17 protein-coding genes and 1 tRNA gene are annotated in these 17,169 nt (G+C 57.0%); 7 read left to right on the forward strand and 11 right to left on the reverse strand.

Going from position 1 to position 17,169, the window contains the following annotated elements:
* Positions 1-107: 107 nt before the first annotated feature.
* The 3 genes from AC2FLZ_RS19715 to AC2FLZ_RS19725 form a co-directional block, all read right to left on the reverse strand.
* Positions 108-845, reverse strand: a complete 738-nt coding sequence (locus tag AC2FLZ_RS19715; protein ID WP_480624819.1) for a C40 family peptidase — start codon at positions 843-845, stop codon at positions 108-110.
* The gene (locus AC2FLZ_RS19720; protein WP_496882637.1) at positions 842-2,224 is read right to left on the reverse strand and encodes a leucyl aminopeptidase family protein; all 1,383 of its coding nucleotides are present in this window, start codon (positions 2,222-2,224) and stop codon (positions 842-844) included. Before AC2FLZ_RS19720 ends, AC2FLZ_RS19715 begins: the two co-directional genes overlap by 4 nt.
* Before the next feature lie 63 nt (positions 2,225-2,287).
* Positions 2,288-2,677: a hypothetical protein gene (locus AC2FLZ_RS19725; protein ID WP_496882642.1), complete on the reverse strand. Its 390-nt coding sequence runs from the start codon at positions 2,675-2,677 to the stop codon at positions 2,288-2,290.
* A 144-nt stretch (positions 2,678-2,821) separates the two neighbouring features.
* Here AC2FLZ_RS19725 and AC2FLZ_RS19730 point away from each other — a divergent pair, with 144 nt between their 5' ends.
* Both AC2FLZ_RS19730 and AC2FLZ_RS19735 read left to right on the forward strand, forming a co-directional pair.
* Positions 2,822-3,472 carry a carbonic anhydrase gene (locus AC2FLZ_RS19730; RefSeq protein WP_480474329.1) on the forward strand — a complete coding sequence of 217 codons (651 nt, stop codon included), beginning with the start codon at positions 2,822-2,824 and terminating at the stop codon, positions 3,470-3,472.
* 97 nt (positions 3,473-3,569) lie between these two features.
* A complete protein-coding gene (locus AC2FLZ_RS19735; protein ID WP_480554343.1) occupies positions 3,570-4,106 on the forward strand; it encodes an SRPBCC family protein in 537 nt (178 codons plus the stop codon).
* Between the two features lie 63 nt (positions 4,107-4,169).
* Here the strand turns inward: AC2FLZ_RS19735 and AC2FLZ_RS19740 are convergent, their stop codons facing one another.
* The 5 genes from AC2FLZ_RS19740 to AC2FLZ_RS19760 all read right to left on the reverse strand — a co-directional run bounded on the left by AC2FLZ_RS19740 (position 4,170) and on the right by AC2FLZ_RS19760 (position 10,411).
* Positions 4,170-5,087 carry an endonuclease/exonuclease/phosphatase family protein gene (locus AC2FLZ_RS19740; RefSeq protein WP_496808947.1) on the reverse strand — a complete coding sequence of 306 codons (918 nt, stop codon included), beginning with the start codon at positions 5,085-5,087 and terminating at the stop codon, positions 4,170-4,172.
* A 217-nt stretch (positions 5,088-5,304) separates the two neighbouring features.
* Positions 5,305-6,936, reverse strand: coding sequence for a DUF4139 domain-containing protein (locus AC2FLZ_RS19745; RefSeq protein WP_496882638.1), 1,632 nt, complete (start codon positions 6,934-6,936; stop codon positions 5,305-5,307).
* A 123-nt stretch (positions 6,937-7,059) separates the two neighbouring features.
* A complete protein-coding gene (locus tag AC2FLZ_RS19750; RefSeq protein WP_480474325.1) occupies positions 7,060-8,082 on the reverse strand; it encodes an aspartate-semialdehyde dehydrogenase in 1,023 nt (340 codons plus the stop codon).
* Positions 8,083-8,185: 103 nt separating this feature from the next.
* On the reverse strand, positions 8,186-9,217 hold the full coding sequence (locus AC2FLZ_RS19755; protein WP_480554347.1) for a glycosyltransferase family 4 protein: 1,032 nt from the start codon (positions 9,215-9,217) through the stop codon (positions 8,186-8,188).
* A gap of 21 nt (positions 9,218-9,238) precedes the next feature.
* Positions 9,239-10,411 carry an MFS transporter gene (locus AC2FLZ_RS19760; RefSeq protein WP_480474323.1) on the reverse strand — a complete coding sequence of 391 codons (1,173 nt, stop codon included), beginning with the start codon at positions 10,409-10,411 and terminating at the stop codon, positions 9,239-9,241.
* 140 nt (positions 10,412-10,551) lie between these two features.
* Between AC2FLZ_RS19760 and AC2FLZ_RS19765 the strand changes: the two genes are divergently transcribed.
* On the forward strand, positions 10,552-11,694 hold the full coding sequence (locus AC2FLZ_RS19765) for a DUF3095 domain-containing protein (RefSeq protein WP_496882639.1): 1,143 nt from the start codon (positions 10,552-10,554) through the stop codon (positions 11,692-11,694).
* A 4-nt stretch (positions 11,695-11,698) separates the two neighbouring features.
* Here the strand turns inward: AC2FLZ_RS19765 and AC2FLZ_RS19770 are convergent, their stop codons facing one another.
* The gene (locus AC2FLZ_RS19770; RefSeq protein ID WP_496882640.1) at positions 11,699-12,469 is read right to left on the reverse strand and encodes an HpcH/HpaI aldolase family protein; all 771 of its coding nucleotides are present in this window, start codon (positions 12,467-12,469) and stop codon (positions 11,699-11,701) included.
* 189 nt (positions 12,470-12,658) lie between these two features.
* Here AC2FLZ_RS19770 and hpaR point away from each other — a divergent pair, with 189 nt between their 5' ends.
* Both hpaR and AC2FLZ_RS19780 read left to right on the forward strand, forming a co-directional pair.
* Positions 12,659-13,093: a homoprotocatechuate degradation operon regulator HpaR gene (gene hpaR / locus AC2FLZ_RS19775; protein ID WP_480494048.1), complete on the forward strand. Its 435-nt coding sequence runs from the start codon at positions 12,659-12,661 to the stop codon at positions 13,091-13,093.
* 602 nt (positions 13,094-13,695) lie between these two features.
* Positions 13,696-14,394, forward strand: coding sequence for a fumarylacetoacetate hydrolase family protein (locus AC2FLZ_RS19780; RefSeq protein ID WP_480920461.1), 699 nt, complete (start codon positions 13,696-13,698; stop codon positions 14,392-14,394).
* Between the two features lie 3 nt (positions 14,395-14,397).
* Here AC2FLZ_RS19780 and AC2FLZ_RS19785 read toward each other — a convergent pair whose 3' ends face one another.
* Both AC2FLZ_RS19785 and AC2FLZ_RS19790 read right to left on the reverse strand, forming a co-directional pair.
* On the reverse strand, positions 14,398-15,609 hold the full coding sequence (locus AC2FLZ_RS19785) for a winged helix-turn-helix domain-containing protein (RefSeq protein ID WP_480920462.1): 1,212 nt from the start codon (positions 15,607-15,609) through the stop codon (positions 14,398-14,400).
* Positions 15,606-16,631, reverse strand: coding sequence for a LacI family DNA-binding transcriptional regulator (locus tag AC2FLZ_RS19790; RefSeq protein WP_267366879.1), 1,026 nt, complete (start codon positions 16,629-16,631; stop codon positions 15,606-15,608). The genes AC2FLZ_RS19785 and AC2FLZ_RS19790 overlap by 4 nt, the downstream gene beginning before the upstream one ends.
* A 115-nt stretch (positions 16,632-16,746) precedes the next feature.
* Between AC2FLZ_RS19790 and AC2FLZ_RS19795 the strand changes: the two genes are divergently transcribed.
* Together AC2FLZ_RS19795 and AC2FLZ_RS19800 are read left to right on the forward strand one after the other, a co-directional pair.
* Positions 16,747-16,823 (forward strand) — tRNA-Arg (locus AC2FLZ_RS19795).
* A 77-nt stretch (positions 16,824-16,900) separates the two neighbouring features.
* Positions 16,901-17,169, forward strand: a 269-nt coding sequence (locus tag AC2FLZ_RS19800; RefSeq protein WP_496882641.1) for a DUF6538 domain-containing protein, incomplete at its 3' end; no start/stop codon positions are given.

Raw genomic sequence — 17,169 nt, forward strand, 5'->3', positions numbered from 1 at the left:
CCGATATGTTCAATGCCATCGGCCATGTATGCGACCTCTACTCGGCGCAAGAATGTCGGAACTACTTCAAGGCTGCTGGATATGTCTCAGGTTAAAGGCGGGACGCTTTAGAGCCTTTTTCGCGCTGTAACAGGCCCGTCGCCCTGATCCTGAATGCGCTGGATCGCCCGGTCCATCGGCTCGTACACAACCGCCATATGGCTGGCGTTCGCATGCAAAATCATGTTGTCGCCCGAAACCCAGGCCACGTGACCTTTCCAGAACAGCAAATCCCCGCGCTGCGCAGGTGTTCCAGCTGACAGGGCAGCGCCCAAGGCTTGTTCCTGATCGCCGCTATCGCCGGGGCAGGGAATACCGCAGGCCAGCAACGCGGCCTGAACAAGCCCTGAACAATCGATGCCGAACCGGCTGTTGCCGCCCCACAGATAGGGCGTACCCAGGAACAACTCGGCCACGGCAACCGGATCGTGCGGTTTTTCTGCAATAGGGGCCATGTGAACCTTTGGGACAAAACCCAATTCGGTCTGCACAAACCGATCCGTTTCGGCAGTCGCGTGGATTTTACTTCCGAAACTCAGAGACACGAGATCGCGGCTTTTGATATCAGGGGTCAAGTATGCATGTGTTGCGGGCGCATTGATCCAATGCGTTGCAGGTATTTCCTCGGACAGGTGGTCTGTTTCCAGCCAACCAGCATATCCGTCTTTTTCTGCGACGATCCTGCTCCACCCGCCGTGGTTTTCTTTGACGTGAACCGTGTCCCCCAGCAGCAATTGACGATCACGCGGCCCGTCAGGAGCACGCAACAGGTCGACGACCGGTTTGGATACGCGGCGCTTGGTCATAATCCCAATACCTCCGGTAAGGCCGACAGCACCGCGCGTGATCCCTGACCCAGACCGCCTTTTGTGCGGCCGGGTTCATTGCTGGGTTGCCATGCGTAAATGTCAAAATGGATATAGCGGCTAGACCCTACGAACCGGCGCAGAAACAGCGCGGCGGTGATAGACCCGGCAAACCCGCCCGAGGGGGCATTGTCCAGATCGGCAATGCCGGGTTCGATCATCGCCTCGTAGGGTGTGTGAAACGGCATTCTCCAGACCGGATCGGCAGAAGTTTTGGCCGCTTGTGCCAAGGCCAGCGCGCAGCTTTCGTCGTCGGTGTAGAACGGTGCCAGATCAGGGCCCACGGCCACGCGCGCCGCACCGGTCAGCGTCGCCATCGAGATCACCAGATCGGGATTCCCTTCATCCGCCAAAGTCAGCGCATCAGCCAGAACCAGACGCCCTTCGGCATCGGTGTTGTTGATTTCAACGGTCAGGCCCTTGCGTGACGTCAGGATATCACCGGGGCGAAAGGCATTGCCTGAGACTGCGTTTTCAACGGCCGGGATCAGAATCCGCAGTTGCAGGGGAAGGTCCAGCGCCATGATCATCCGGGCCAGTCCCAGCACATTGGCCGCGCCGCCCATGTCTTTTTTCATCAGGCCCATGGAAGCGCCCGGTTTCAAATTCAGCCCGCCGGTGTCGAAACATACACCTTTGCCCACTAGTGTCAGTCTGGGGCCACTGGTGCCCCAGTTCAACTCGATCAGCCGGGGGGCCTGCGCCGCGGCCCGTCCTACTGTGTGAATCATGGGAAAATTCTGATCCAGCAGCGCATGGCCGGTGATCACCTTGCAAGACGCGCCGAACTCATTCGCCAGAACCTCGACCGCTTGCTGCAACTGATCCGGTCCCATGTCCGAAGTGGGCGTGTTGACCAGATCGCGCGTCAGAGCCTCGGCATTTGCCATGGCCTCGATACGGGCGGCGTTGATGCCATCAGGTGCAATCAATGCCGCTGACCCTCCGGTCTGGGACGCGTATCGATCGAAGACATAGCCAGTCATCAGCCAGCCAAGACACTCCATCTCCAAAAGATCCGCAGGAATGCCCGAAGCAATGCCGTAAGTGCCTTCCGGCAGCGCCATGGCCGCTGCGGCAAGGGGGAACCGTTTGCGCGCACGTTTTTCTTCGGTTCCGTAACCAGCCAGCGCGAATTCAATTGCGCCGTTCGTTGCCGGCACAAGCAGGGCCTGCCCCAGAGCGCCGGAAAACCCGTTTGCTGCGACCCAGGACTGCACGCGCTCAGGCTGATCCAGAAGCCAGCCGTCCAAATCCGGCTGCGCGATCACATGAAGCGGTACGGAAGGGTCAGAGGATGGGGCGAAGGACAGAGTCATGGGCGCCTCGGCAGATTGTTTCTGTGCACAGACTAGCCGCGCATAATCTGCCCGCAACCCCTGTCAGACGGAAAGGTTCTGTTGGTCCCAGACGGCTGTCAACGACCGCTCACCAACGCGGATCAGACGTCCCAGCGTCGCGCCCGCTGCTACCGCGTCACCGGCATCGACGGCCTGCGCTACGTCACCTGCAACCCTGGCCAGAACCGTCATCCCGACCTGTTCGGAAATCGCGACCAGCGACCTTGCGCATTTGCGCAGGTCGGCCCACTTGCGCTGACGCCAAAAGCGTTCGCAGTTCGACAGGCGCACTGCCAGTTCTTCGATGGTGCGGCACAGCACATCCAGCGCGTTCTTGTCGCCCAGTTGACGGTAAAGGCCACTTAATTGATCCGAATCCAGACGGACGGATTCCTTGTGTTCAAGCGTGATTATTTTTTTCACCACATTCACCCTAATTCTGACGCCCCCACGGCGCAGGTTTGATACTGGTGGCAAATTCCTTTGCAAAACCTTGCAGAGAAATCGGATAATTGCTCGAATTTTCCTAGAATTCGGTTTAGAGGATCGATCAGCGACAAGAACGGGGACACCGTAATGGAATTTGCCAAACCTTTGCCGAGCTATCTGGTCACGCGGTATCACGGCTGGAAAGCGACCACGTATTCGGAAAACCAGGTCTGGTTCAAGCGGCTGGCAGATGAAGGGCAGCGGCCCCGGGCGATGGTGATCTCCTGCTGCGACAGCCGGGTCCATGTGACTTCGATGTTCGGTGCGGATCAGGGCGATTTCTTTATCCACCGCAATATCGCCAATCTGGTGCCTCCCTATGCGCCGGACGGCGATCATCACGGTACCAGCGCAGCAATCGAGTATGCCGTCACTTCTCTCAAGGTTGCGCATCTGATGGTTCTTGGCCATTCGCAATGCGGTGGCGTTCAGGGCTGTATCGACATGTGCAAGGGTCAGGCGCCGCAACTGGATGCAAAAGAAAGCTTTGTCGGCCGCTGGATGGACATTCTGAAACCAAAATTCGAACTTGTCGCTGATATCGAAGACAGCCTCGAACAAGCCCGACAGCTGGAACGCCAATCGGTTGTCGCGTCGCTTGAAAACCTGATGACGTTCCCGTTTATCTCGTCAGCGGTCGAACAGGGCACTCTGAGCCTGCACGGGTTGTGGACCGATATCGGCGCTGGCGGGTTAGAGAGTTACGATCCCATACAGAAGAAATTCGTTCCGGTCTGACGACAGTTCATAGTGAATAAACGATGAGGAATACGGCTCTGATTCAGAGCCGTTATTTCGTATACTCCATTCATGACGTTTGAATTTGGAGCTTGCTATGAAGATGCTTAAGCGATTTCTCGCAGGGTTGTGCCTCCTTGTTTTACTGTTCATCGCAGTCTCTTACGTGTTGCCCGGCAAGGCGGAAGTGTCCCGCAGCATCACCATCGACGCCCCGGCCGCAGTGATCTTTCCGTTTGTGAATTCCATGCAAGCGACTGAGAAATGGTCCCCCTGGCTGTCACGCGATCCGGAGACGAAACTAAGCTACAGTGGCCCCGATGAAGGTGTCGGCAACAAGTTGAACTGGAGCTCTGATCACGCACAGGTTGGCAGCGGTACGCAGGAAATCGTCGAAAGCGTGGAAAATCAACTGGTCAAAACAGATCTGGACTTTGGGCAGATGGGCACGGCCTCGGCTTCGTTCACACTGAAACCCGATGGTGACGCAACCATCGTGACTTGGGGGTTCGAATCCGATCTGGGGCTCAATCCCATGTCCCGCTGGATGGGGTTGATGATGGATAAATGGGTTGGCGGCGATTACGAGCGCGGGTTGAATAATCTGAAAGTGCTGATCGAAAATAACACCTAGACCCTTCTTGAGATCGCAACATGCGTTCTGGTTTGCCCACCAAGGCAGCGGGGACCTCGCGGATCAATCCAAACGAAACCGCGCGAATTTGCCGAAGTGGTCGGATCCCATGAAGGGGCGCAGTTCGACTGTTCCGGTTGTTCCTTTTGGGAACAAAAGGTTGTCGATTGGCAAGGGTAGGTGCCAGCTGCCAAGATTATGCGTATTCAGGACAGCCCCAAAACTCTGGTTGTCGGCTGCCGCTGCGATCCGCCGGACGCTTGCGCCCCATGGAACCATGTTGAAATCCCCGGCAATCAGAACCGGGCCATCCAGATCCGCAATGCGTTCTGCAATGATCCGGCTTTGGGTTGATTGGTCGTAAGGAAAAGGCCAGCTCAGGTGGATCGATACGATCCAGACCAAAGACCCGTCCGGGGCTTCGACTTGTATTCCGACAAGACCATGACCTTTCAGGCAGAACCCGGACCCTTCGACAATCGGCAAAGTTGTCAGGATGGCAACGTTTTGTTCGGAACGAAACTCACAGATCACCTTTTCGGGGTAATGCTCGAACAGGTTGCTCATGTATTCGCGGTTGTGACTTGAGACTTCCTGCAACGTCACGATCTGAGCATCGGATGCTATGATGTCGTCGGCCAGCGAATACCGCGGCCACGCCCTGCTCATGAGGTTCTTTTGATACAGGGTCAGACACGGACCGTCGCAGTCCTTGGGCGGGGCGGCGAAACTGGTTGCGATTGATCCGACAGCAACAGCGGCAAAGGCCAGGGTCACCAAAGCAAGGTATCTGGCGCGCATATACAGCAGGATCGCGGCACACGGCAAAAGCAGAACGCCGGCTTGCGGGCGGAAAAGCGCAAAGGAATCTCCCACCGCCAGGAATTGCCCAGAAAAGCCGATGAGGATAAGCCCGACCAGAATGCCTGCACATCCAATGATCAGGTATTTTCCAATTCTGCGTTTGGTCGAAATTCCCATACTATACCTCTGATGCCCTGTGCAGGGCACCACCTGTTGTCTGTTCTGGCCCATCCGTCGCGTTCAGGTCCGTGCTTAGCTGGCAAGCACGCCTGAATTTGTCAACAGGTCGGCAATTTGGATTGCCGTCAGCGCTCTGCCGAAGCTTGGGGTCCAGTCGGTGCCTTGATGGGTGCGGCTGATGAAATAGACGGCAAAAGCCGAGCGTCTTTGGAAACTACCTCAGGTCCATCCCCTCAGGCCAATTCAATTCAAGGTTCAAGGTGATGTTTGCCTTTTGATCGGGGGCAATATCCATCTCCCAAGCCAGAATTCCGCGTTGGTTGTCCACATTCTCTTCATTCGGGCGTGGATTGGCGTTCCACGTGATTTCCAGATCGTCCTGCTCGGAATATGGAACCCGGTCCAAAAGGCGCAACGGCCAGGTTTGGTCCGTCAGGTTTTCAATGCTGATTTCAGCCTGTTCGACCCGTTGATTGGACCGCGAAATAATCCCGGTGTCACCGCTGCTGCGGTTCAGGATCTGTCGGGAAAGTGTCAGACCATGGATGGGGCCAAACCCCATCTCGATTTCTTCCCGAGGACCAATTTCCTGCGAGTCTCCGGCAGCAACCAGAACATCGTCTACAAACCACCGTGCGGCAGCAGACTCCAGAAGCCTCTGATCCATTGGGTTGGTGAACCGAGCGGTCCGATACGCCGTGTCATCGCGCCAGGGCACGCCAAGCGCAAAAACCTCGGCAGATTGGGTGATTGCGTCCAATGCGACCTCGGTAATCTCATAACCAGTGGAAACCGAGATGAGATTTGGCAAAGTGTAAGTGATGCCGGTGCCTTCTACTGACGAGGTCAATATCGTGCCAATGGATGTCTCTTCTACCACAACAGGTGCCTCGACAACCGCTTCTGCCAATTTCCCGAAATTTCCCCGTTCTGGTTGCGGTGGCGGTGTTTCGCGTATCCAATGTCGTAATGAAGGCAGCCATGATGCAGCGTTCTGTCCAGTTGGGGCAATGGTCGACACATGCATCGTAACATCGCGCCAGTTTTCACCGGTGTCCTGCGTGATCAGGAGGTTGCGGTCGATCCGAACTGTGGGCGCGTCGCCGGTTGCCAAATGAAACTCGTATCCCGGCGACCATTCTGCGGCATAGGAGTCGATGTACGACACGGTCAAAGCACCTTTTGTTGATGTTTCGGCGGTCACGTCGACGGCAACGAAAACATGGTCATCAGCTTCGGGGATCAGTGCAGCCAGATCAGCCTGAGCAATCAACAAATCTTCTTCCAGCTGTTCCAGTTGCCGCTCGACACCTCGGGCTTCGATTTCAGCCGTTTGGGCTTCTTGCTCGGCGCGCAGAGATTCCTCGGCAATCATGCGGGTGATCTCACGCAGCGTGTTTGGGTCGGCAGGCAGACCTTCATTCTGTCCCAATTGACTAAGAAACAATAAGGATTGGCGTGCAGCCTCGGCGCGAAGACGGGTGGCTTTCGCCTTGTCAGTGACAGCAGTGATCTGATCTTCTATTGCTTCGATCTGGTCCTCGGCCTGCATTACAGCTTCGCTTTTGCGGTCCTGTACCGGGAGGTTTTCAAAGCGTCGCAGCAACGCGGTTTGTGTCAGGCCTTCGGTCAGAACCTGTATTGAAAACAACTGATTTTCGTCATTCGCGGGAATACCCTGCAAGATCAAACGATGTTTGCCAGCAGGAATTTCGTAGGCTCCTGTGCGGATAATGTCGGCTCCTCTGGGGTAAACCGTGACCTCACTGACTTTGGTGTCGATCAAAAATGTTTCAGCATGCAGGACGGTGGGCGTAAGGGCCAGAAGGTAAATCAGGGGTCTCATAATCACTCGCGGAAATCAGGTGTTATATTCCCGCAAAGGTTGCAGCCCGGATGGACGACTGCAAGCACAAAAAAGGGCCGCCTGCAAAGGGCGACCCTTGGGGGTTTTCAGCTTCGCGAGCCCTCAGCCCTTTTTCAGGACTTCCCGGCCCAGCAGTTCGGCGATCTGAACCGCGTTCAGGGCGGCACCCTTGCGCAGGTTGTCGCTGACGCACCACAGGTTCAGACCGTTTTCGATGGTCGAATCCTGGCGGATGCGGCTGATGAATGTGGCAAAGTCGCCTGCGCACTCGATGGGCGAGACGTAGCCACCGGCTTCGCGCTTGTCGATCACCATGATGCCCGGCGCTTCGCGCAGGATATCGCGGGCTTCGTCTTCGTCCAGAAATTCCTCGAACTCGATATTCACGGCCTCGGAATGGCCGACGAAGACCGGAACGCGGACGCAGGTTGCGGTGACCTTGATCGACGGATCGACGATCTTCTTGGTCTCGACAACCATCTTCCACTCTTCCTTGGTCGAGCCGTCTTCCATGAAGACGTCGATCTGCGGAATGACGTTGAAGGCGATCTGTTTCTGGAACTTCTTCGGAGCGACTTCGGTGGTTGGGTTGTAGACGGCCTTGGTCTGATCCCAAAGCTCATCCATACCTTCCTTGCCGGCACCCGAAACCGACTGATAGGTCGACACAACAACGCGCTTGATCTTGGCGCGGTCATGCAGCGGCTTCAGCGCGACAACCATCTGCGCGGTCGAGCAGTTGGGGTTGGCGATTATGTTCTTGTTTTTGTAGTCGTGGATCGCCTGCGGGTTACATTCCGGCACGATCAGCGGAATCTCCGGGTCATAGCGATAGAGCGACGAGTTATCAATCACCACGCAACCCGCCGCCGCCGCTTTTGGAGCGTAGACTTTGGTCGCCTCGGAACCCACGGCAAACAGCGCCATGTCCCAGCCGGTGAAATCGAACGTGTCCAGATCTTTGGTCGTAAGGGTCTTGTCGCCAAAGCTTACTTCGGTACCCAGCGAGCGACGGCTTGCCAGGGCGGCAAGTTCATCAACCGGGAACTGGCGTTCAGCCAGAATGTTCAGCATTTCGCGGCCCACATTACCCGTGGCGCCGACGACTACGACGCGATAGCCCATTTCATGTCTCCAAAGTTAAGGACGCGCGTTCATAGCCGCGTTGCGGCGAAGAAAAAAGGTCTATCAGCGGGGTTTTCAACGACTGATGCCGAATTCAAACGGTTCAATCGTTCAAAAGTCGTTCATAAAGCGCAACCAGCGTCTTTGCCTCGCCCTGAATGTCAAAATTCTGCTCGACATGGGCGCGGGATGCCTGGCCCGCTTGTGACAGGGAATCATTGCTTTTCAGCATTAGGGCAATCGCCTCGACCAAGGCAGGAACATCATCGGGGGTCACCACCTTGCCAAAGGATGGATCAGTAATGATTTCGGAAAACGCGCCGACATCTGTGGCCACGACCGGAACACCGCAGGCCATTGCTTCGAGAGGGGTCAAACCAAATCCCTCCCACCTTTGTGGCGCAACAAACAGGTCCAGGACCTGATACCATTCAGCAATCTGATCTACGGTCACCTCGGGCTTGAAAAGGATGCGATCAGACAAGCCAGCTTTGGCGACTTTAGTCTTCAGTTCGGCCAGAAAAGCGGTGTGTTTCTCGGTTGCCCGGCCCATGACGATGCCTGACACTGTTTCGAACCGTCCGCACACGTCAATCATGGCGTCGACAAAGGCATCCGTGCCTTTTTGGTGTCGGATACGGCCATAACACCCCAACAGTACCCCATCCGGCAGCCCCAGTCGGGCACGGACAGTGGCCTTGTCTGAAGGTGGAACAAAGTCCTGGAGGTTAATGCCATGCATTACCACCTGTGAGTCTCGCTCAAGATACCCTGCGGTTTTGCGCGAGGTTGCAACGACAGCATCCATCTTGCCGATCAGCCATTTGGTATAGCCTGTGTGCGGCCTTTGGGACGCGCTTGTGAACAGCATTTTGAGTTTCAACCGGAACACATTGCGCAGGATGAGCCCCAGCAACATCTCGGTGTTGCGGCGTGCGTGCCAGACCCGCCTTTTACGACGCGACAGGAAAGGCAGTCGACCCAGCGGGATGTGCGGCGTGTCGGCGGGCAGACCTGGTCCAGTGGCGGCAATGTCGATCCATTGCGCCTGCAGCGGAACCAGCCTTGCTATGGTCGCTGTTACGCCCGACAGTCTGCGTTTCAGATTTGGGGCTATGACAACGGGGTCGTTCAACGGACTCTCCTGATGGCTGCGTCAATCCACACTATCCCGGCTGAATAGATAGATCACGCAACCAATGGCAAGGGTAACCGCAAAAAACCCGAATATTGCTGTGTACGGCACGGTTGATCCGTCTTGCACGGTGGCTGCGTGAATACGCCCGGTGACGAATTGAGCAATGCCAACGCCGCCGATGCCGAAAAGATTCAGCAATGTCACACCACGCCCCACCAGATGCGCAGGCACGAAGGCCCGGCCATGAGCCATGATGACCGGAAAGCTGGCACCGGTAAAGCCGATCACGGCCATCAGCAGGACGGACAGCCATATTGCATTGTCAATCCACAGGCAGAGCAGGCCCAGCGCAACTGAACCCAAAGCGTTGCCAGCGAAAACCACCCATTTCCGGGTGCCAAAAATACGGTCCAGTGGTCCGTAGACAAAAGTGCCCGCAATCATGGCCGAGCCCATGATCAGCGTTGCGGTGCCGATCTGAGTGGAACTGAGGTCGAAAACGTCATTCAGGTACGGCCCGGCCCACAGCCCGCGCAGCGCTGCAGCGGGGGCGTAAGCAACCAGCATCAGGGGCAGGATCAGCCACAAGGCAGGCTCCTTCAGCAGATCCAGCAGCGATCCCTTGTGTTCTGTTTCGACCTTCGCAGGGTCGTGAACAGTCAGCCAAAGGCCCAATGCGATTGCGGCGGACACCGCGGCAAGCCCGACCATCGTACCGCGCCACCCCATCCATTCCACGGCAAGCGCGGTTGGATAAGAAGCCACCAGATTTCCAACGGACCCTGCGCCCAGCATCACGGCCGCTAATGTAGCAAACCGCGCCGGAGGGTATTCGCGTGCAAAGATATAGTAGGAGGCCATAAGGACCGGAGAGCACCCGACACCGATCAGGCCCATGGCTATGCTGATGTGCAGGGGCGTTGTTGCGGCTGCGAAAACCGCCGCCCCACCTGCCCCGCCCACCAGAAGCAGCGCGGCGGACGTGAGGCGGGGCCCAATCCTGTCCAGCGCCCATCCGACCGGGATCTGCATGACGGCGAACACGATAAACCAAAGACCGGAAGCAAAGGCCAGATCTTCGGGCGCGGCACTAATGTCACGCTCCAGATCCAGGCTGAGAACCGCAAGGAAAGCACGGAAAAACTGGCTGAGCACATAGCCCAGGCATAAAACCACCAAACCTGCCTGCATATTCAGCCCTTTCCTGCTCGTCCGAGGGAAATGCTTGGCACGCCGTGATGCAACGCACAAGCCTGTGTATATTGTTTCAAAGTTAGGACATGGCTCGCCTTACGGCTATCTTTGTCAAAACACTGATTCCGAGGGGGAGCATGAAAGACCTCCAGTCCGCATTTTACGAAAACCTTCCCTTGCAGCGCGATTTTACCCGTCTGGCAGACCCCGCGCAGTTTTCAAAACTGCCCGATGATTGGGTTCTGGGTGTTGCTGATATTGTCGATTCAACGGGCGAAATCGCGCGGGGCCGGTACAAGACTGTCAATACTGTGGGCGCTGCGGTAATTTCGGCCATGATCAACGCAATGGACGGCGCGTTGTTTCCATATGTCTTTGGCGGCGATGGGGCGGGGTTTGCTGTCCCGCCCGGAAAAGCTGAAACCGCCCGGACTACGCTGGCGGATTTGCGGCGCTGGGCAGATGAAGAATTCTCCATGCCTTTGCGGGCAGCGCTGGTGTCGGTGGCTGATATTCGCAAAGCGGGTAAGGATCTGCGCGTTGCGCGCTATGCACCCTCTACCGGAGTGGATTACGCCATGTTTTCCGGCGGTGGTCTGGCCTGGGCCGAGGCCGGGATGAAAGCCGGGAAAAATATGGTCACACCCGCCGGGCCAGGTGCGCAGCCGGATCTGACAGGCCTGTCTTGCAGGTGGTCCAACAGCCCGGCCCGTCACGGTCAGATCGTTTCGCTGGTCGTACAGCCCACACCGTCAGCAACCGAACGGGACTTTGCCGATCTTGCGCAATCCGTCCTGTCCGCGTCTGAAACACTGGATCGCGCAGGCCATCCGGTGTCGGAAAAGGGTCCGCCCTTAGCGTGGCCTCCACCCGGCCTTGACATCGACGCTCATGTGTCGCGCAACGGGCGTCATGTGATTTTGCACAAACTCGTCCTGCTGGTTCAGAACCTGTTGATCGCAGTATTGTTCAAAACTGGCCTGCGGATGGGACGCTTTGAGCCGGACCATTACAGACATATGGTCAGCAGTAATGCCGATTACCGAAAGTTTGATGACGGGCTGAAAATGACGCTCGACTGCGATCCGGACACGTTGCGCCAAATCGAACACCTGCTTGAAGAGGCGCGTCGCCGGGGGAAGATCAGATACGGTTTGCACGCACAGGACGAGGCGATGATGACATGTATCGTCCCCTCGGCCATGCGGGATGACCATGTGCATTTTGTTGATGGAGCCTCGAGCGGCTATGCGCAGGCCGCTGCGGCCATGCGCAGTTGACTGTTTAGGATGGTTTCCATTGCGCGGCCAGCGCACGAGCCGCTTGCGCCAGCAGCATCACATCTATGCCGACCGCCAGAAATTGTGCGCCCATGTCCAGATAGGTCTGACGTGCTTCGTCATTGGTGGCAAGGATGCCCGGCGCTCTGCCTGCGGCCTTGATCCGGGCCAGGGCGTCCGCGATGACCTCGCGCACCTCGGGTGCGGCGCTGTTGCCCTTGTACCCCATGTCGGTTGACAGATCAGCAGGGCCAATGAAAACGCCATCCACACCTTCGACTTGAAGAATATCATCCAACGCGGCCAATCCGGCGCGGGTTTCCACCTGCAACAACAGGCAGATTTCCTGATCTGCGGTCTGGATATAGTCGCTTGTCGACCCATACATCGTGGCGCGCGATGCCGCTGCACCAACACCCCGCACCCCGTCCGGCGGATAACGGCAGGCACGGACCAAATCCTGCGCCTGAGCGGCGCTTTCGACAATCGGAACCAGTACTGTTTGGGCGCCAGCATCCAGAACCATCTTGATCAGCCAGGTCTCTCCGACAGGAACCCGCACAACGGGATGAGATGCGCTGCTGGCCAAAGCTGTCAGCTGATCCCGGATCGAGCGGATATCATTTGGTGCGTGTTCACCATCGATCACCAGCCAATCGAAACCCGCGGTTCCCATGATCTCGGCGGTGACGGATTCAGCAAAGCTCATCCAGCAGCCAACCTGCAGTTTGCCCTGTATTAGAGCCTGTTTTAATGCGTTTTGTGGGGCTGCCATGCTGAAACCTCATATTTCGACCGCAGGGGGTGAGAAGGACAAGAAGCGGATGTCGATGGCATCTTCAACGGTCGTTTTGAATTGTCCAGCCCGAAATCGGCCCGCATGACGGTGCAAATTCGGGTGCGGGCGCTGCTGCTGCGTGTCGGGTTGCTTGCTTATATCCCGGATTTCGGTGATAATTTTCTTATGACCGACGATCTCCCTCTGACGTCGCGATCTTTGCCCATTGCGCTTTTGCGGGCGCGGGAAAAGGTTATGGGACCCATTCGAGCAATGCTGGCTGACGCTGGCGTCACGGAACAGCAGTGGCGGGTGTTGCGGGTGTTGAACGAAGAAGGCCCACAAGAGCCGACCCACATCGCCGATCGCGCCTGCCTGTTGCTGCCAAGCCTGACGCGCATTCTTCAGAAGTTGGAGAACCGTGGACTGATCACGCGGCGCAGCCATCCGGCTGACCGACGGCGTCAGGTTGTTGAGATCAATACAAAAGGGGTTCAGATCATTCGTGCCAATCTGGCTGCAAGCACGGCCCAGGCGGAACGTATTCGATCTCAGCTTGGACCGGACAAGCATGAGTTACTGCTGGATCTGCTGAACGAGTTGAAGGACCTCGACTCCTGATTATTGGCACTGTATCCGATGTCGTTGGCAGTGACCCCGCCGGAAACTGTAGGGGGAGTCTCCGACGGGGCGGCCAGACCCGGACTGGTCGTTGGTGCCTGGCCCAAGACCGGTTACGTCAAACCTGACGGTCCGGCCTGTGCTTCGGAGTATACGAAAAGCCTGAAATGTGGCTCTGAACAGGGTCTTTTTGGCCCATGGGGGAGGGGCCTAGCACCTATACTCTCCGAAACTGGTTTAGGCAGTTGCCGATCGGTAAATGGGTCAGCGTATGGTTTGTCGACGTCACTTTGGTGGAATGCTTTACCAAAGCTGCTGTTCTGAATTTTGACGCCGCACCGAAATCGGCACGGGCCTGACTACCTGAGGATTTAGCCCGGCTTTTGACTGAGCCAAGAGTTGTTTCGATCTGTTTGTGTACTGGTGAGACCATAAAAACTGATGAAACCAATTTTTGACACGGCGTCAGTCATTCAGGTCAGAATTGAGCCGTTTCACGCTGAAACACCTCCTCGAGATTGGCGAAATACAGCGTGTTTTCCGGGCTTGCTGGCGGGTTTGGCAGACGTAATATGGAAGTTACGCAACCTTCAGGGATTATCATGCCAAACAGCCTGTTTTCGCTTCCGGACCCGATCACCATCCCCGTTGTCGGCGCGGCGGCCGGATATCCCATTGGACGGATCTTCTGCGTTGGTCGAAATTATGCAGCCCATGCCGCAGAAATGGGGAATGAGGTGGATCGCGAGGCACCTTTCTATTTCACTAAATCCGCCCCGAACGCTGTACTCTCAGGTGCGACGGTTCCTTATCCTGCCGGGACCGAAAATTACCACCATGAGATGGAATTGGCATTGGCCATTGGAAAACCCGTGTTTCGCGCCACCAGTGCGCAGGCGTGGGATGCCATTTTTGCCTATGGCTGCGCCCTGGATATGACGCGCCGTGATCTGCAAATCCGCGAGCGCAACAAGCAGCGGCCCTGGGATCTGGGAAAGGACGTCGAAAACGGAGCGGTCTTTGCCCCGTTGACACCAGCTGCCGACTGGACCCCGGAGGATGACAAACGCATTCAGCTAAGCGTAAACGGAGAGTTGCGCCAGAACGCGACCCTGGAGGAGCTGATCTGGAAGATCGACGAGATTGTCATGCACCTGTCCGGCTTTTACCACCTGCGCCCCGGTGACCTAATCCTGACCGGTACGCCGGCTGGCGTTGGTCCAGTCGTTGCAGGGGATGTTCTGACAGGTGAGATTGATGGGCTGGAACCGATCAAATTGTCCCTGTCCGACGCAGAATAGACCCTATTTAGGGTCTTTCAGCCAGTCCTTGGCGAAAGTCACATGTTCCACACCGGCCAGTCGCCGCACCCGGTCCAGCTCGGCGTTCAGGCGTCGGGTACGGGCATCTGACCAACGCACACCGCGCTCGGGCCAGAGCGCTTTGACATGCAGCAGGTCACGATCGCGGTGGGCCTTCATATCGATACGGCCAATCATACGGTCGCCCTCGAGCAAAGGAAAAACGTAGTATCCATAGGTTCGTCTGGCCTCGGGGACGAAAACCTCGATGCGGTAGTGAAAGCCGAACAGCCGCTCGGCCCGGCGGCGGTCGCGCAGCATGGGGTCAAACGGGCTGAGCACGCGAATGCGGCCTGGTGGTTGCGGTACTTCGGTCGTCAGGTTTGGGCGGGCGTATGTCTTGCGCAGGCACCCATCGGCACAGGTGACCTCGATTTCTTCAATATCGCCACTTTCCAGCGACGCCGCGCACCAGTCTTTTGCCTCAGCCGCGCTGACGGTGTCCCAGAAAGCCGCCAACTCTCCGGATGTTGCAAATCCAAGCCGGTCCAATGCGGCGTTGCACAGCCAATCCACGGTCGCTTCGGCATCACAGGGCGTGCTGCCGGGACAGAGATGTGTTTCAATCACGCGCTCTGTCAGATCATAGCGTTTCTGGAACCCATCCCGACCGACGACGGTTAGGGCACCCGAGCGCCACAGATATTCCAGCGCGGTTTTCGATGGGTGCCAGTCCCACCATCCGCCCGAGCCCTTCTTTTCATCCTTGCCAACATCCGAGGACGACACCGCCCCATGGTCGCGGATGTGTTGCAGGACTGTGTCAAACTGCTGTTCGAACCCATCCCGCCGCCAGTTCTTCCACCGCGCCTTCAACATATCAGCATCCCGCTGAAAGCGCAGATGCCAATGCTGATAGAACTTCATCGGAATCACCGCCGCATCGTGCGTCCAATGTTCGAAAAGCGCATTATCCCTTTCATAGAGCCTTTTTAGGTCGGCGCTGCGATAGGCGGGCCTGCGCGAGAACAGGATCATGTCATGGGCACGGGCAACGGTGTTGATGCTATCAAGCTGAACAAATCCAAGCCGGTGGATCAGATCCAGAAGCGCGGAACCTTTGGCCGAGCCTGAGGGTTGTTCACCCAATACGTGCCGGTCCATGAAGATCGCCCGGGCCGTCCGGTTGTCGAGCCTTTTCAGGGATGTGTTCATCGCCGTTTCAGCGTGTCACCATAACTGATCGTGGGGGTCAGAGTAACGCGTGTCTCGATCTCAGTATCAGGATTTTCCAGACGTTCGGCGATGATCTGGGCAGCTTGGCGGCCGATTTCCAGACGACAGGCGTCCATCGTCGCGAGTTTTCGCGGCAAGCCCTGCAAAAGCTCGACATTGTTGAACCCGGCCAAGCCGATCTGTCCCGGAATATCGATACCCTGTTCCAGCAGGTACAGCAGGCCACCGGCCCCGATCATATCGTTCGAGTAATACAGGAAATCCAGCTCGGGTGAGCGTTCCAGCATGGCCTGGGTCATCTCGCGCCCTTTGGCCAGGGCCGATCCACCGGAATAGAACTCGCGATCCTCGATCTCGATCCCGTGCTTGCCAAGAACTTCGGTAAAGCCCTCGAACCGCTTCCGTGCGCGGTGATCCAGCGGCATCTTGGTGCCCATGAAACCGATATGCTGATACCCGGCCTTCAGGATTGCCTGTGCCATTTCGCGCCCCGCGCGGCGGTGTGAGATCCCCACCATCGCATCCACCGGCTTGCCATCCGTGTCCATGATCTCGACCACCGGAATACCTGCCGAATCCAGCATGGCGCGCGCGGCCTCGGTATGTTCAAGCCCCGCAATGATCACGCCGGAAGGCCGCCACGAGAGCATCTCGTACAGCACTTTCTCCTCTTTCTCGGGCAGATAATCGGTTACCCCGACCACCGGTTGCAATTCGGTGTCTTCCAACACCTGATTGATGCCTGTCATCACCTCGGGGAAGACCATATTCGAAAGCGAAGGGATGATCACCGCGATCAGATTAACCCGGCTGGACGCCAATGCGCCCGCGATCTTGTTGGGGACATAGCCAAGCTCCTTGGCGGCGGCCAGAACGCGGGTGCGGGTGGCGTCAGACACATCCCCCCGGTTACGCAGAACCCGGCTTACCGTCATCTCGGATACTCCGGAAGCCTCGGACACATCACGAAGGGTAAGCGGGCGTTTGGTTTCACTGTTCACGGGAGGCACCTGCGTTGTTGTTTTGTCCGATGGTAGCGTGAACAGGTCGGCGTGTACAACAATTGTGCAAAGGCGATGACAACCCGGAAAATCCCGGTTACAGAGAGCCTGGCACGGCCCCGTGGCTCAACTGGATAGAGCAGCCCCCTCCTAAGGGGCAGGTTGCAGGTTCGAATCCTGCCGGGGTCACCAGACTTCTCTAAAAAAGTATGTACTTTCCATACCTTAGATATTTCTTGCGCTTCGGAAGGTGACACATTAGGTGACACATGACGAAGAATTGGTTCAGATACGGCACCATAAGAATGACGATCAAACACGTTCAATGGCGTGGTGGTAGGGCGAACTACCGTCGCAGAATTCCAGAGGACTTACAGGTTCACTATGCCGGGAAGGAATTTTTCTTCCAATCCCTGAAAACCCGAGACCCTGCGGAGGCCGCTAGAAAAGCGCAGCAGACCACGAAGCGGCTAGACCGTGAATGGGACCTCTTGAGGTCAAATGATGGCAACGAATTGGCCCTTCGAGAAGAGGCGAT

It is taken from the genome of Ruegeria sp. YKSF131 (assembly GCF_059612645.1).

Coding starts and splice junctions, on each gene's coding strand:
- AC2FLZ_RS19715 (WP_480624819.1), bottom strand. CDS start 845: ATGACCAAGCGCCGCGTATCCAAACCGGTCGTCGACCTGTTGCGTGCT.
- AC2FLZ_RS19720 (WP_496882637.1), bottom strand. CDS start 2,224: ATGACTCTGTCCTTCGCCCCATCCTCTGACCCTTCCGTACCGCTTCAT.
- AC2FLZ_RS19730 (WP_480474329.1), top strand. CDS start 2,822: ATGGAATTTGCCAAACCTTTGCCGAGCTATCTGGTCACGCGGTATCAC.
- AC2FLZ_RS19735 (WP_480554343.1), top strand. CDS start 3,570: ATGAAGATGCTTAAGCGATTTCTCGCAGGGTTGTGCCTCCTTGTTTTA.
- AC2FLZ_RS19740 (WP_496808947.1), bottom strand. CDS start 5,087: ATGGGAATTTCGACCAAACGCAGAATTGGAAAATACCTGATCATTGGA.
- AC2FLZ_RS19745 (WP_496882638.1), bottom strand. CDS start 6,936: ATGAGACCCCTGATTTACCTTCTGGCCCTTACGCCCACCGTCCTGCAT.
- AC2FLZ_RS19750 (WP_480474325.1), bottom strand. CDS start 8,082: ATGGGCTATCGCGTCGTAGTCGTCGGCGCCACGGGTAATGTGGGCCGC.
- AC2FLZ_RS19760 (WP_480474323.1), bottom strand. CDS start 10,411: ATGCAGGCAGGTTTGGTGGTTTTATGCCTGGGCTATGTGCTCAGCCAG.
- AC2FLZ_RS19765 (WP_496882639.1), top strand. CDS start 10,552: ATGAAAGACCTCCAGTCCGCATTTTACGAAAACCTTCCCTTGCAGCGC.
- AC2FLZ_RS19770 (WP_496882640.1), bottom strand. CDS start 12,469: ATGGCAGCCCCACAAAACGCATTAAAACAGGCTCTAATACAGGGCAAA.
- hpaR (WP_480494048.1), top strand. CDS start 12,659: ATGACCGACGATCTCCCTCTGACGTCGCGATCTTTGCCCATTGCGCTT.
- AC2FLZ_RS19780 (WP_480920461.1), top strand. CDS start 13,696: ATGCCAAACAGCCTGTTTTCGCTTCCGGACCCGATCACCATCCCCGTT.
- AC2FLZ_RS19785 (WP_480920462.1), bottom strand. CDS start 15,609: ATGAACACATCCCTGAAAAGGCTCGACAACCGGACGGCCCGGGCGATC.